The 12,766-nt window shown below is 64.7% G+C and carries 13 protein-coding genes, 1 tRNA gene and 1 pseudogene; 9 read left to right on the top strand and 6 right to left on the bottom strand.

Annotated elements, in window-relative coordinates:
- The 5 genes and pseudogenes from ureC to CAP37_RS13760 all read left to right on the top strand — a co-directional run bounded on the left by ureC (position 1) and on the right by CAP37_RS13760 (position 3,794).
- A complete protein-coding gene (gene ureC, locus CAP37_RS13740; protein ID WP_086124680.1) occupies positions 1-1,719 on the top strand; it encodes an urease subunit alpha in 1,719 nt (572 codons plus the stop codon).
- An 11-nt stretch (positions 1,720-1,730) separates the two neighbouring features.
- Positions 1,731-2,267 (top strand): annotated as a pseudogene (ureE, locus tag CAP37_RS13745) (urease accessory protein UreE); the annotation flags it as partial.
- Positions 2,257-2,976, top strand: coding sequence for an urease accessory protein UreF (locus CAP37_RS13750; RefSeq protein ID WP_086124682.1), 720 nt, complete (start codon positions 2,257-2,259; stop codon positions 2,974-2,976). The pseudogene ureE and the gene CAP37_RS13750, both read left to right, overlap by 11 nt.
- 19 nt (positions 2,977-2,995) lie before the next feature.
- Positions 2,996-3,667, top strand: a complete 672-nt coding sequence (ureG, locus tag CAP37_RS13755) for an urease accessory protein UreG (protein ID WP_086124683.1) — start codon at positions 2,996-2,998, stop codon at positions 3,665-3,667.
- A 39-nt stretch (positions 3,668-3,706) separates the two neighbouring features.
- A tRNA-Ser gene (locus tag CAP37_RS13760) sits at positions 3,707-3,794 on the top strand.
- A gap of 79 nt (positions 3,795-3,873) precedes the next feature.
- Here the strand turns inward: CAP37_RS13760 and CAP37_RS13765 are convergent.
- Positions 3,874-4,236, bottom strand: a complete 363-nt coding sequence (locus tag CAP37_RS13765; protein WP_086124684.1) for a DUF4148 domain-containing protein — start codon at positions 4,234-4,236, stop codon at positions 3,874-3,876.
- 209 nt (positions 4,237-4,445) lie between these two features.
- On the opposite strand from CAP37_RS13765, the gene CAP37_RS13770 reads away from it, so the two are divergent.
- Entirely contained in the window at positions 4,446-5,129 is a 684-nt protein-coding gene (locus tag CAP37_RS13770) for a heavy metal response regulator transcription factor (RefSeq protein WP_086124685.1), read from the top strand.
- Positions 5,126-6,508 (top strand): heavy metal sensor histidine kinase, encoded by a 1,383-nt coding sequence (locus tag CAP37_RS13775; RefSeq protein ID WP_086124686.1) that lies wholly within the window; start codon positions 5,126-5,128, stop codon positions 6,506-6,508. The genes CAP37_RS13770 and CAP37_RS13775 overlap by 4 nt, the downstream gene beginning before the upstream one ends.
- Here the strand turns inward: CAP37_RS13775 and hemW are convergent.
- From hemW to CAP37_RS13800, 5 genes are all read right to left on the bottom strand, one after another.
- Positions 6,505-7,713: a radical SAM family heme chaperone HemW gene (gene hemW, locus CAP37_RS13780; RefSeq protein WP_086124687.1), complete on the bottom strand. Its 1,209-nt coding sequence runs from the start codon at positions 7,711-7,713 to the stop codon at positions 6,505-6,507. The genes CAP37_RS13775 and hemW overlap by 4 nt on opposite strands.
- Positions 7,710-8,327 (bottom strand): RdgB/HAM1 family non-canonical purine NTP pyrophosphatase, encoded by a 618-nt coding sequence (rdgB, locus tag CAP37_RS13785; RefSeq protein ID WP_086124688.1) that lies wholly within the window; start codon positions 8,325-8,327, stop codon positions 7,710-7,712. The genes hemW and rdgB overlap by 4 nt, the downstream gene beginning before the upstream one ends.
- Positions 8,324-9,061: a ribonuclease PH gene (gene rph / locus CAP37_RS13790; RefSeq protein WP_086124689.1), complete on the bottom strand. Its 738-nt coding sequence runs from the start codon at positions 9,059-9,061 to the stop codon at positions 8,324-8,326. The genes rdgB and rph overlap by 4 nt, the downstream gene beginning before the upstream one ends.
- A gap of 74 nt (positions 9,062-9,135) precedes the next feature.
- On the bottom strand, positions 9,136-10,035 hold the full coding sequence (locus tag CAP37_RS13795) for a PP2C family serine/threonine-protein phosphatase (protein ID WP_086124690.1): 900 nt from the start codon (positions 10,033-10,035) through the stop codon (positions 9,136-9,138).
- Positions 10,032-11,039: a serine/threonine-protein kinase gene (locus tag CAP37_RS13800; RefSeq protein WP_086124691.1), complete on the bottom strand. Its 1,008-nt coding sequence runs from the start codon at positions 11,037-11,039 to the stop codon at positions 10,032-10,034. The genes CAP37_RS13795 and CAP37_RS13800 overlap by 4 nt, the downstream gene beginning before the upstream one ends.
- Before the next feature lie 61 nt (positions 11,040-11,100).
- Between CAP37_RS13800 and CAP37_RS13805 the strand changes: the two genes are divergently transcribed.
- Entirely contained in the window at positions 11,101-12,033 is a 933-nt protein-coding gene (locus CAP37_RS13805; protein WP_086124692.1) for a YicC/YloC family endoribonuclease, read from the top strand.
- A gap of 103 nt (positions 12,034-12,136) precedes the next feature.
- Positions 12,137-12,757, top strand: a complete 621-nt coding sequence (gmk, locus tag CAP37_RS13810) for a guanylate kinase (RefSeq protein WP_086124693.1) — start codon at positions 12,137-12,139, stop codon at positions 12,755-12,757.
- Positions 12,758-12,766 lie beyond the last annotated feature (9 nt).

Raw genomic sequence — 12,766 nt, forward strand, 5'->3', positions numbered from 1 at the left:
ATGAGCACCATTTCCCGCAGCGCCTATGCCGACATGTTCGGCCCCACCGTCGGCGACCGCCTGCGACTGGCAGACACCGGTCTCATGATCGAAATCGAAAAAGATTTCACTCTCAATGCCGGCGGCTACGGCGAAGAGGTGAAGTTCGGCGGCGGCAAGACCATTCGCGACGGCATGGCGCAATCGCAAAGAACGCGTGCTGAAGGCACGGTGGACACGGTCATGACCAACGCGGTCATCGTCGACCACTGGGGCATCGTCAAGGCCGACATCGGCTTGAAGGGCGGGCGCATCGTGGCCATCGGCAAGGCGGGCAACCCAGACACCATGCCCGGAGTGGACATCGTCATCGGTCCGGGCACCGAGGTCATCAGTTGCGAAGGCCACATCGTCACGGCCGGCGGCATCGACAGCCACATCCATTTCATCTGCCCGCAGCAGGTGGACGAGGCCCTCACCTCCGGCATCACCACCATGCTGGGCGGCGGCACCGGTCCCGCCACTGGCACCTTCGCCACCACCTGCACGCCTGGACCCTGGCACATCGAACGCATGCTGCAGGCCGCCGATGGCCTGCCAATGAACCTGGGCTTCCTGGGCAAGGGCAATGCAAGCCTGCCAGCCGCGCTGCACGAGCAGATCAACGCCGGCGTGATCGGCCTCAAGCTGCATGAAGACTGGGGCACCACGCCGGCGGCCATCGACAACTGCCTGAGCGTGGCCGAACAAGCCGATGTGCAGGTCGCCATCCACAGCGACACGCTGAATGAATCGGGCTTTGTGGAAAACACCATCGCGGCCACGAAGGGGCGCAGCCTGTGCGCCTTCCACACCGAAGGCGCGGGTGGAGGCCACGCCCCCGACATCCTGCGCGTGGTGGGGGAAGCCAACTTCCTGCCCTCCTCCACCAACCCCACCATGCCTTACACGGTCAACACGCTTGACGAGCACGTCGACATGTTGATGGTGTGCCACCACCTGGACGCGGGCATCGCTGAAGACCTGGCCTTTGCCGAAAGCCGCATCCGCCGCGAGACGATTGCGGCGGAGGACATCCTTCACGACCTGGGCGCCATCAGCATGATGAGCAGCGACAGCCAGGCCATGGGACGCGTCGGTGAGGTCATCATCCGCACCTGGCAGGCGGCCGACAAGATGAAGAGCCAGCGCGGCACCCTGCCCGAGGACGGCCCGCGCAACGACAACTTCCGCGTCAAACGCTACATCGCCAAATACACCATCAACCCCGCCATCGCGCACGGCATTTCGCATGTGGTCGGGTCGCTCGAAGTGGGCAAATGGGCTGATCTGGTGGTGTGGAAGCCTGCCTTCTTCGGCGTGAAGCCCACCATCGTGCTCAAGGGCGGAAGCATCGCGCTGGCCGCCATGGGCGACCCCAACGCATCCATTCCCACTCCCCAGCCCGTGCACTACCGGCCCATGTTTGGCAGCTACGGCGGTGCGCTCGCCAGGAGCAGCCTCACCTTCGTTTCACAAGCCGGGCTTTCAGCCGGCGTGGGCGAGCGTTTCGGCCTGCACAAACCGCTGGTGGCCGTGCAGCGCTGCCGCGGCGTGACCAAGGCCGACATGGTGCACAACAGTCTGCTGCCCAAAATGGAGATCGACCCGCAGACCTACGCCGTGCGCGCGGACGGCCAGTTGCTTACCTGCGAGCCCGCCACCGTGCTGCCCATGGCGCAACGTTACTTTCTGTTTTGAATCCCAGGCCCATGCTTCAAGTCTCCAAGCTGATTTCACAAGGCAAGGGCCTCGCACCCACCCTGGTGCAGCGCGCTGCGCAACTGGTGCTGGACTGGGATGTGCGCCAGAAAAGCCGCTTTGACGCCACCGCCTCCGACGAGCGCCACGTGGGCGTGTTCCTGCCACGCGGCACCGTGGTGCGGGGCGGCGATGTGCTGCTCACGCAAGACGGCTCGCTGCTGCGCGTGGTGGCCGCTCCGCAGCCGGTGATGCGCATCACCGCCTGCCCCGACCACCCCGCACAGGACCAGGCCTTCGATCTGATGCGCGCGGCCTACCACCTGGGCAACCGGCACGTACCGATCGAATTGCGGCCGGACCACCTCAAGATCGAACCCGATCACGTGCTGGCCGACATGCTGCGTGCCATGCACCTCACCGTGGTGGAGGCGCGCGAACCGTTCGAGCCCGAGGGTGGCGCCTATGGTGCGCAGGGCGCCACGCAGGGGCACGGGCATCACCACGATCACGGCCACGCGCACCCCACGCACGGGCATGACCACGGCTGACGGCGCGGGCGAGCCCGCGCGCTCGGCGGCGGGCCTGCTGCAGATTCTCTGGCTGGCCTCGCCGGCGCTGCCGGTCGGTGGCTTCTCTTATTCAGAGGGGCTGGAAGCCGCCGTGGATGCGGGTCTGGTCACCGACGAGCAGAGCGCCGCGAACTGGCTCGCCGATCAGCTCCACCTGGGGCTGGCGCGTGCCGACCTGGCGGTGGTGGCCCAGGCCATTCCGGCGTGGCGGCGCAACGACCTCGAGCGCATTCGGGCGCTCAACCAATGGATGTTGCAGACGCGCGAGACCCTCGAATTTCGTCTGCAGAGCGAACAGATGGGACGTTCGCTGCTCGAATGGTCGCGCCAGCTCGGCGAACTGGGCAACGGGGTGTTCGAGCAACTGCAGGCTGCGCGCCTGGACCCGCCCACCTACCCCGTTGCCTGCGCCTGCGCCGCCGCGCACGCCGATGCCAGCCTGCGCGACTGCCTGCTGGGCTATGCCTTCGGCTGGACGGAAAACATGGTCCAGGCGGCCATCAAATCGGTGCCGCTGGGGCAGAGCGCCGGTCAGCGCATGCTCGCGCGCATGGCACAGCAGATTCCCGGCGCGGTGGACCACGCGCTGGCCTTGCCCGACGAACGCCGACAGGCCTTCACGCCCCTGCTGGCGATTCTTTCCGCGCGCCACGAAACGCAGTACTCTCGCCTTTTCCGCTCGTGACAACAACAAGGAGACACCGATGAATGCCCTGCACCACATCGCTCACCGCACCAAATCCCTGCCGCCACTGCGCGTGGGCATCGGTGGTCCGGTCGGTTCGGGCAAGACCACGCTGCTGGAGATGCTGTGCAAGGCGATGCGAGAGCGCTACGACCTGGTCGCCATCACCAACGACATCTACACCAAGGAAGACCAGCGCCTGCTGACCGTGAGCGGCGCGCTGCCGGCCGAGCGCATCATGGGCGTGGAAACCGGTGGCTGCCCGCACACCGCCATTCGCGAAGACGCCTCGATCAACCTCGAGGCCATCGACCGCATGCTGGAGCAGTTTCCCGACGCTGACGTGGTGTTCATCGAATCCGGCGGCGACAACCTCGCCGCCACCTTCAGCCCGGAACTCTCCGATCTCACCATCTATGTGATCGACGTCGCAGCAGGCGAGAAAATTCCTCGCAAGGGTGGCCCCGGCATCACCAAGAGCGACCTCTTCGTCATCAACAAGACCGACCTCGCCCCGCACGTGGGCGCCGATCTGGAGGTGATGAAGGCCGACACCGCGCGCATGCGTCCCGACAGCGCGCGCCGTCCGTGGGTCATGACCAACCTCAAGACACGCTCCGGCGTGGACGAGGTGGTGAAGTTCATCGAGACGCGCGGCATGCTGCGCGAGGCAGCTCCTGCCCTGGCCTGAAGCTCGCAGGCTAGAATCGCGGCCATTGCTTTCGCACCCGGAGACGTGGGTGAGTGGTTTAAACCAGCAGTCTTGAAAACTGCCGACGGGCAACCGTCCGTGAGTTCGAATCTCACCGTCTCCGCCAGGCGCACAAAAGACCAACGGGCCTGAAAAGGCCCGTTTTGTCTGGTTTGCTGGGTCATGCCCGGCCTTGCCGGTGGCGCTTACTTGGAAGCGACCTGATTGGCCTGCAGGCCAGCCATGCGAATCTGCTCGGCTTGGGCAGGCGTCGCAAATTTCATTTCTTCACCGATGTTCAGCAGGCCCAGGCGACGGGCTTCAGCGGTCTCAGCGGCCACCTGTGCGCGGGTCTTGCCCACGGCTTCGGTTTTCTGCACCGGGGTGATCTCGCCGTTGGCGATCAGGCCGGCGTTGCGAGCGGCAATGGCTTGCCCGCGGACATCGGCTTGGCTGGCCTGCGAGGTGAAGGAGAAGACTTCATTGCCCTGGATAGGGCCTTCGGCAAAGGAGGCGCCAGCGGCAACGGTCAGGGCGATGGGCAGGAGGATGCGGGTAGAGAGCTTCATGATGATTTCCTTGTGAGAGGGTGGTTGGATCGGGGATTCGTGCCGCTTTGTGTTCGGCACAGGAGAGACTGTAGAAACCCGGTCTGTCGTTTTCCGAACAGGAGAATTACCAATTCGTAATCCAGAAAAACCGGGCAATCCCCGACAATTCAGGGACTTGTGGTGCCCTGAGGGGCGCCGATCCTATCACCCCTGCAAGGGCCCTCTACATGCGTGTGCTGGTCATCGAAGACGAATCCAAGCTGGCGGACTACGTCAAGCGCGGTCTGTCCGAGGCCGGCTACACCGTGGACGTGGCGCGCGATGGCATCGAGGGGCGCTACCTCGCGCTTGAAGGCGACTACCAGCTCGTGGTGCTCGACATCATGCTGCCCGGTATCGATGGCTTTGGTGTGCTGGCGGCGCTGCGCGAGAAGCGCAACACCCCGGTGCTGATGCTCACAGCGCGCGATCGCGTGGAGGACCGCGTGCACGGCCTGCAGGCCGGGGCAGACGACTATCTCGTCAAACCCTTTGCTTTCTCCGAACTGCTCGCGCGCGTGGCCGCGTTGCTGCGACGTGGCCCACCAGCCACGGAGGCAGCATCCAACACCCGCATGGCGGTGAGCGACCTGGAGATGGACCTGCTCAGCCGCAAGGCCTGGCGGGCGGGACATCGGCTGGACCTGACCGCCAAGGAGTTCGCGCTGCTGGCGCTGCTGGCGCGACGCAAAGGGCAGATTCTTTCGCGCACCACCATCGCCGAGCAGGTGTGGGACATGAACTTCGACTCCGACACCAATGTGGTGGAAGTGGCCGTGCGCCGCCTGCGTTCAAAGATGGACGATCCTTTCAAGCCGAAGCTGCTGCACAACGTGCGTGGCATGGGCTATGTGCTGGAGGAACGCGCATGAACACCACCGCGCTGGATACCGCACCGGTGCTGAGCGACAAGCCCGCCGAGGTGCCCTGCGCGTATTCCATCGGACGGCGCCTCTCGCTGTTGCTGGCGATTCAGACCGTCATCGGACTCGGCGTGCTGCTGGCGATGATCTATGGTGCGACCACCATGCTGTTCACGGCCAAGCACGAGGAAGAACTGCGAAGCTACTCCGCCGTGCTGGTCGACGTGGTGCGCGATGCCGAGGCTCAGGGTGGTGAAGCCGAGATCAAGGCCAAGCTCGCCTGGCTGGCCGAACGGCGACCGGGCACGTTCGTGCAGATGAACCGTGCGGATGGCAGCGAGCTTTACCGCGATGCGGCGCCCACCTTCGAAGTCAACAACCCGGCCTCGCGACCCATGGATTTCACCGTGCCGGTCTCGGGTGGCACTGCACTGGTGGGGAAACTGGTGCTTGACTGTTCGCAGGACGCCAAGACCGCGCGGCGCATGGCTTTGCTGCTGATCGGCTCTGTCATCGCCGGCGCAGCGCTGGTCGGCTGGGGCACCTTCTGGCGCGTTCGCTGCAGCCTGCGGCCCCTGCTCGATCTGGCGGGACAGACCAAGGCCATCGACGCGCGCCGCCTGGGCCAACGGCTCACACTGGCCGAGCCGGTGGAGGAATTGCAGCCTCTGATCGACCAGTTCAACGGGCTGATGAACCGTGTCGAGCGAACCTATGTGCAGCTCGAAGGTTTCAATGCCGACGTGGCGCACGAATTGCGCACACCGCTGGCCAACCTGATCGGCCAGACCGAGGTGGCACTGAGCAGAGAACGCGGCGTGGCGGAACTGGAAGACACCCTGCACTCCAATCTGGAGGAGCTGCACCGCATGGCCGCCATCGTCAATGACATGCTGTTTCTGGCGCAGGCGGACCGCGGTGTGAAAGCCCGGCGCGGGGTGCCGGTGAGCATGGCGCAACTGGTGCAGCAGGTGGCGGAGTTCCACGAGGCACCCCTCGAGGAAAAGCAACTCAGTGTTGCGATCGAGGGCGACGCAGAGGTTTCGCTGGACGAACCCCTGTTCAAGCGCGCTCTCTCCAACCTGCTGGGCAATGCCATCCGGTATGCCGAAAAGGGATCCAGGCTGGGCGTGCACATCGTGCGCGAGTCCAGCGAGAGCGTGCGACTCTGGGTCGAGAACGTCGGTCCGGCCATCGAGCCGGAACACCTGCCGCGCCTGTTCGACCGCTTCTTCCGCGCCGACACCTCGCGCTGCGAGCTGGAGAAACCCCATCACGGGCTCGGCCTGTCCATCGTGGCGGCCATCGCGCGCATGCACGACGGCTTCCCGGCCGCCGAGTCGAGCGGCGGCTCCACCCGGGTGGGTTTCAGCGTGCAGACCCGCTAGGGAAGAAACAGCGCCTGCAGGTCGCTGAGGAAATCGAAGCCGCGCTCGGTCGGCCAGACACGGCCGGCGTCGCGCTCGATCAAGCCCTTCTCCAGTGCCTGCTTCAGCGCGGGCTCGATGCTGGACAGCGGCAACCCGGTGCGCTCCATGAAGCGCTGAAGCTCGAACCCTTCGCGCAGGCGCAGGGCATTGAGCATGAACTCAAAGGGCAGCTCGGCGCGCTTGACCTCTTCTGCACTGGCCACCGCATCACCTGCCAGCGCGCGCTCCATGTACAGGCGCGGCTCGCGCACGCGCACAGGCCTGCTCACGCGGTGCGCAAAGCTCAGTTTGCCGTGCGCTCCGGCGCCGATGCCCAGGTAATCGCCGAACTGCCAGTAGTTCAGGTTGTGCGCGCAGCGGTGGCCTTCTCGCGAGTAGGCCGACACCTCGTAGCGCTGCAGGCCGGCTTCGCCTGTGAGCTCGGTGATGCGGTCGAGCATGGCCCAGGCTTCGTCTTCCGGCGGCAGCGTGGGCGGGTACTTGGCGAAGTAGGTGTTGGGTTCGAGCGTGAGGTGGTAGACCGACAGGTGCGGTGGCGAGAACGACAACGCGGTGCGCACGTCCGTCTCCAGGTCGGCCCGGGTCTGCCCGGGCAGCGCATACATGAGATCGAGGTTGAAGGTGTCGAAGGCCTGCGCCGCCTCCTCCACCGCCGCCAGCGCCTGTGCGCGGTCGTGCACACGGCCCAGGGCTTTCAGGTGCCCGTCGTTGAAGCTCTGCACACCGATGGACAGGCGCGTGACGCCGGCCTGCCGGAACGCGCGGAAGCGGTCTTTCTCAAAGGTGCCCGGGTTGGCTTCGAGCGTGATCTCGGCATCGGCGTCCAGCCGCAGGCGCGCGCGCACGTCGCCGAGCAAACGGTCAATCGCCTCGGGTGAAAACAGGCTGGGCGTGCCGCCACCGATGAAAACGCTGTGCACCGTGCGACCCCAGACCAACGGAAGCGAGGCCTCCAGGTCCGCACGCAAGGCGTCGAGGTAGCGCTGTTCGGGCATGGCCTCGCCCGCGCTAGCAGTGGCGCTCCATTCGTGCGAGTTGAAGTCGCAGTAGGGGCACTTCTTCAGACACCAAGGCAGGTGGATGTACAGCGAGAGAGGCGGCAGGCTTTGCAGTTGCAATGTGCCCGGGCGCATCCAGTGGCGGACGTCGTTCGCTTGGATCATGGCGCGACAGCTGGCGCAAACCACTGCTCACGCATCAACTCCAGCATGCGCTGCGCCGCGCGGCCCCGGTGGCTGTTGGCGTTTTTCACATCGGTGGGTAACTGCGCGAAAGTTTTGTCGAAAGCAGGGATGTACATCACCGGATCAAAGCCGAAACCGCCCTCGCCCACCGGTGCTCGCGTGATGAGCCCGGGAGCGCGGCCGGTGGCCACGAGGGGCTCGGGATCGTCTGCGCTGCGCAGTGCCACGAGCGTGCTCACCAGCGCAGCACGGCGGTCGCTCACCTGGGCCATCTGTTCCAGAAGGGCGCGCACGTTGTGGTCATCTCCCTTGGGGTACCCGAACTGCGTGGCGTAGTAAGCGGTGTCCACGCCGGGCAAACCCCCGAAAGCCTCCACGCACAGGCCAGCGTCATCGGCCAGTGCGGGCAGGCCGCTCACGCGTGCCGCATGTCGGGCCTTGGCGAGTGCGTTCTCGACGAAAGTGCGGTGGGGTTCAGGCGCTTCTGGGATGTGCAGGTCTGCCTGGCGCACCAGCTCCACGCCCAAGGGTGCAAACAGCGCCTGCAGTTCGGCGAGTTTGCCTGGGTTGTTGGACGCCAGGACCAGTTTCATACCGCATTCAGGCCAAGCGCAGCGCGTTGCATCTGCACCAGTTCGCCAATGCCACTTTCCGCCAGCGCCAGCAGCGCATCCATCTCGAGGCGGGTGAAGGCGGCGCCCTCAGCGGTGCCCTGCACTTCCACATAGTGCCCCGCGCCAGTCATCACCACGTTCATGTCCGTGTCGCAGGCGGAGTCTTCCACGTACTCCAGGTCCAGCAGTGGCGTGCCCTGCAGAATGCCGACCGAAATCGCAGCCACATGGTCTTTGATCGGGGAGGCCGCAATTTTGCCGCTGGCCAGCAGCGTCGACACCGCATCGTGCGCGGCCACGAAAGCCCCGGTGATGGCGGCGGTCCGCGTGCCACCATCGGCCTGAATCACGTCGCAATCAAGCGAGATGGTGCGCTCCCCCAGCGCTTTCAGATCGAACACCGCGCGCATCGACCGGCCGATGAGTCGCTGGATTTCCTGCGTGCGCCCGCTTTGCTTGCCCTTGGCCGCCTCGCGGTCGCTGCGGGTGTGGGTGGCGCGCGGCAGCATGCCGTATTCGGCCGTCACCCAGCCCTCGCCGCTGCCGCGCTTGTGCGGCGGTACCCGTTCTTCCACCGAGGCGGTGCACAGCACACGCGTGTGGCCAAACTCGATGAGCACCGAGCCTTCGGCATGCATCGTGTACTGACGGGTGATGCGCACCGGGCGCAAGGCATCGGCGGCCCGCTGGCCGGGTCGTGTGTATTCACTCATATGGAACCTACGTGGTAGGCACTGCGGTGCGAGCTCGCTTGGGGCGGCCCGGCGCAGCGCTCATGGAGAAAACCTCAGGTGTTGCGCTCTGCCGTGCGGCGGATCGCGGCATTGATCTCGGCAATCGATTGTTCGATCGCCGCGTCGTCCATGTCTTCAATGGAGGGGTCGGGTACGCCCGACTGGATGGTGGAGGCGAACACGCCGTCCTCGATGTCTTCGGTCGACACACGGGTGGCCTGGAACTCGTCGGCCGTCTCCCATTCCATGGCCAGCACGGTCACGTTGTCGCAACGGGGCCCGCCTCGCTTGAGGGCCATTTCCACCAGTTCGGGCACAGCCTGCTCCAGCGGCCGCTTCGACAGCTCCGCGGTGATCTCTTCGTCGGTCACGGTGCCCCAGAGGCCGTCGGAACACAGCAGCACGCGGTCGCCTTGCTGGAGCAACACCGGGCCGGAGAGGTCGAACACCGGCTTGGCGGGCGACCCCAGGCAGGTGAACAGGATGTTGCGGTTGATGTGATCGGTGGAGCGGCCAAGGTGCGCCTGCTGCTCCATGTAGGAGTGGTCTCGCGTGCGCGTCAGCATCTGGCCATGGCGCACGACATACAGGCGCGAATCACCGCAATGCACCCAGTGCACGTGGCCGCGTTCCATGATCCCCGCCACCAGCGTGGTGCGAGGGGTGTCGAGCATGCCTTTTTCGGCGGCGTAACGAATGATCTGGTGGTGCGCGGCCATCAGCGCACTGGAGAGAAACTCCGGCACTTCCTTGACCGTGGGGTTGGCCGCCTTCTGGAAGTAGGCGGAGAAGGTCTGCAAGGCGAGCTGTGCAGCCATGGCGCCCTCAGGGTGCCCACCCATGCCGTCGGCCAGCACAAACAAGCCTGACTCCCGGGTGTAGGCATAGCCCATGCGGTCTTCGTTTCGCTCCCGGCCCCCTTGGCGGCTGATCTGGTAGACCGAGAACTTCATCGAAACTTGGTACCCGCAGCGGTGGACTTGCGCATCGCCTTCTTGTTGTCGGAGACGATGTTGTCGAACTGCAGGCGCATCTTCTCAGCCACGGTCAGCTTGGTGTAGCTGCGCTCGGTCTCGCGGCTGAGTTCCTTTTGCAGCGCGAACACCGACTGCGGGCGCGACAAGGGATCAAGCGACATGCACCACTCCACCACCTCGATGAGATTGTCGGAGTAAACACCGCGCAAGCGTGAAAGGGCCAGCGAGAGCCGATCTTTCTCAAGCCGTTGAGGCGCGTCGTTCGGAGGATAGCCCTGCATGCTGGCGTAGATGCAGGCGCCAATGGCGTAAATGTCGGTCCACGGGCCCATGCTGGAGTCGCGACGGTACATCTCGGGCGCCGCAAAGCCTGGGGTGTACATCGGGCGGATGAAATTGCCTTCTTTGCTCAAGACCTCGCGCGCGGCGCCGAAGTCGATCAGCACGGAGCGGTTGTCGTCGGTCACAAAAATGTTGGCCGGCTTGATGTCCAGGTGGAGCATCTTGTGCTGGTGCACGATGCGCAAACCCCGCAGCACCTCGTCGTACAACGAGCGAATGGTCGACTCGCGGAACACCTTCTGCTTCTTGAGTTCGCGCGCGGTGATGATGAATTCCTGCAGGGACGCACCCTCGAGGAAGTTCATGACCATGTACACGGTCTCGTTCTCGCGGAAGAAGTTGAGCACGCTCACCACCGACTGGTGGGAAATTTGAGCCAGCGCCCGGCCTTCTTCAAAAAAGCTCTTCAGGCCGAGGCGGTAAAGCGAAAGTTTTTCTGGCTGCACCTGCGGCAGCAATTCGCCGGGGCCGCGCGAAGCGAGCGACGAGGGAAGGTATTCCTTGACGGCAACCTGCTGCCCTTCGGTGTCCACAGCCAGATACACCACACCAAAACCACCCGCCGCCAGCTTGCGGACGATGCGATAGCCACCGATCACGGTGTCAGGTGGCAGCGGTGCGGGTTTGACCTTTGACATAATTCGGATGGTTTCCGGAACGCCTCGTTTTGGACCACTCAACCCGATGGGGCATAGTTCAATGCCAGTTTACAGCATGACCGGCTACGCCACGGCCCACCTCGGAGGGCCTGCTGCCCCCGGGCCAGGCGAGTCGGCACGCGAGTCCAGGCCCGGCCTGGGCGTGGAAATCCGTTCCGTCAATAGCCGCTTCCTCGACCTCACTTTCAAGCTTCCGGACGACTTGCGAGCAACCGAGCCGGCCTTGCGCGACATGCTCGCGGCGCGCCTGAAACGCGGCAAGGTCGAGGTGCGCGCCTGGATCGAAGGCCGGGCCGATGCCCTGCCCCGCCCACCTGGTGCGCAAGATCTGCAAAAACTCCTGGGCCTGCAGGACACGGTGCGCACCTGGCTGCCCACCGCGGCTCCGCTGTCCGTGGCCGAGGTATTGCAGCTCACCGCGCGCCAGCAAGGCAACACCGGGGAACTCAACGATGGCCTGGTGGGCCTGGCCAGCACCGCGCTGGACGGGCTCATCGATGCGCGCGAACGCGAAGGCAAGCGCCTGGCCGCCATGTTGCTGGACCGCCTTGGCCAGCTGCGCAAGCTGGCCAAGGACGCGCAACCCCTGATTCCCCAGCTCGTCGCGCAACAGCGCCAGCGCTTCATCGACCGCTGGAACGAGGCCCTTGGCGCGGGCAACGCAGCGGCGCTGGGCAACACCATCACCTCGGACATGGCCCAGGACCGTGCGCTGACCGAAGCCACAGCCTTCGCCATCCGTATCGACGTGGCCGAGGAGCTGACCCGGCTTGATTCGCACCTGGTTGAGATCGAGCGCCTTCTTAAAAAGGGCGCCGAAGTGGGCAAGCGTCTGGACTTCCTGATCCAGGAGCTGCACCGCGAAGCCAACACCATGGGCTCGAAGTCGTCCAATCTGGAGTTGACCCGCATCTCGGTGGACATGAAGGTGCTGATCGAGCAGATGCGCGAACAAGTACAGAACATCGAGTGAATTACCACCCCCACGCTCTACCGCTGCGCGGGTCGCTGCCCCCCATGGGGGCGCGTTTCGCCATGGGGCGGCCCGGCGGCGAAACCCAACTTCGTGCCTCGTAATGGAATACCCAGGAAACCTGTTCGTCGTCGCGGCACCCAGCGGAGCCGGCAAATCGAGCCTGGTCAAGGCGCTCATGGAGCTCGACTCGCGGGTGGTGCCGTCGGTCTCGCACACCACCCGCCCGCCCCGGGGCCAGGAGCTGCACGGCAGGGAGTACTACTTTGTAAGCAGGGAAACGTTCGACCACATGGTCATTCAGGGTGCGTTCCTCGAATGGGCCATGGTGCATGGCAACCGCTACGGCACCTCCAAACAGGCCATTGAACAACGCATGAACCAAGGCGCCGATGTGGTGCTGGAGATCGATTTCCAGGGCGCAATTCAGGTCAAACGCATTTTCCCCAACGCGGTGCTGATCTTTATTCTGCCGCCCAGCCTGGAAGAACTGCGGTCCCGGCTGGAGCGAAGGGCGGAGGACAGCGCTGAGGTCATCGAACTGCGTCTGGTGAATGCCGCTACCGAGATGGCGCATGCCAGAGAATTCGATTTCGTTATAATCAACGAGTTGTTCGAGCGGGCTTTGTTTGACCTCAAGGCCATCGTCCATGCCCAGCGGCTCAAGTTTTCCGCCCAGCGTATCGCCCGCGGCGATACCTTCAAAGCGCTCAACATCCTCTGATATCCCGCC

The organism is Hydrogenophaga sp. IBVHS1, assembly GCF_002127265.1.
Lineage (GTDB): Bacteria > Pseudomonadota > Gammaproteobacteria > Burkholderiales > Burkholderiaceae_C > Hydrogenophaga.

Excerpts from the sequence above, each read along its gene's own strand:
- hemW (WP_086124687.1), bottom strand. The coding sequence starts at position 7,713 with ATGATCCAAGCGAACGACGTCCGCCACTGGATGCGCCCGGGCACATTG.
- rdgB (WP_086124688.1), bottom strand. The coding sequence starts at position 8,327 with ATGAAACTGGTCCTGGCGTCCAACAACCCAGGCAAACTCGCCGAACTG.
- CAP37_RS13805 (WP_086124692.1), top strand. The coding sequence starts at position 11,101 with ATGCCAGTTTACAGCATGACCGGCTACGCCACGGCCCACCTCGGAGGG.
- CAP37_RS13795 (WP_086124690.1), bottom strand. The coding sequence starts at position 10,035 with ATGAAGTTCTCGGTCTACCAGATCAGCCGCCAAGGGGGCCGGGAGCGA.
- CAP37_RS13765 (WP_086124684.1), bottom strand. The coding sequence starts at position 4,236 with ATGAAGCTCTCTACCCGCATCCTCCTGCCCATCGCCCTGACCGTTGCC.
- gmk (WP_086124693.1), top strand. The coding sequence starts at position 12,137 with ATGGAATACCCAGGAAACCTGTTCGTCGTCGCGGCACCCAGCGGAGCC.
- CAP37_RS13750 (WP_086124682.1), top strand. The coding sequence starts at position 2,257 with ATGACCACGGCTGACGGCGCGGGCGAGCCCGCGCGCTCGGCGGCGGGC.
- CAP37_RS13775 (WP_086124686.1), top strand. The coding sequence starts at position 5,126 with ATGAACACCACCGCGCTGGATACCGCACCGGTGCTGAGCGACAAGCCC.
- CAP37_RS13770 (WP_086124685.1), top strand. The coding sequence starts at position 4,446 with ATGCGTGTGCTGGTCATCGAAGACGAATCCAAGCTGGCGGACTACGTC.
- ureG (WP_086124683.1), top strand. The coding sequence starts at position 2,996 with ATGAATGCCCTGCACCACATCGCTCACCGCACCAAATCCCTGCCGCCA.
- CAP37_RS13800 (WP_086124691.1), bottom strand. The coding sequence starts at position 11,039 with ATGTCAAAGGTCAAACCCGCACCGCTGCCACCTGACACCGTGATCGGT.
- ureC (WP_086124680.1), top strand. The coding sequence starts at position 1 with ATGAGCACCATTTCCCGCAGCGCCTATGCCGACATGTTCGGCCCCACC.
- rph (WP_086124689.1), bottom strand. The coding sequence starts at position 9,061 with ATGAGTGAATACACACGACCCGGCCAGCGGGCCGCCGATGCCTTGCGC.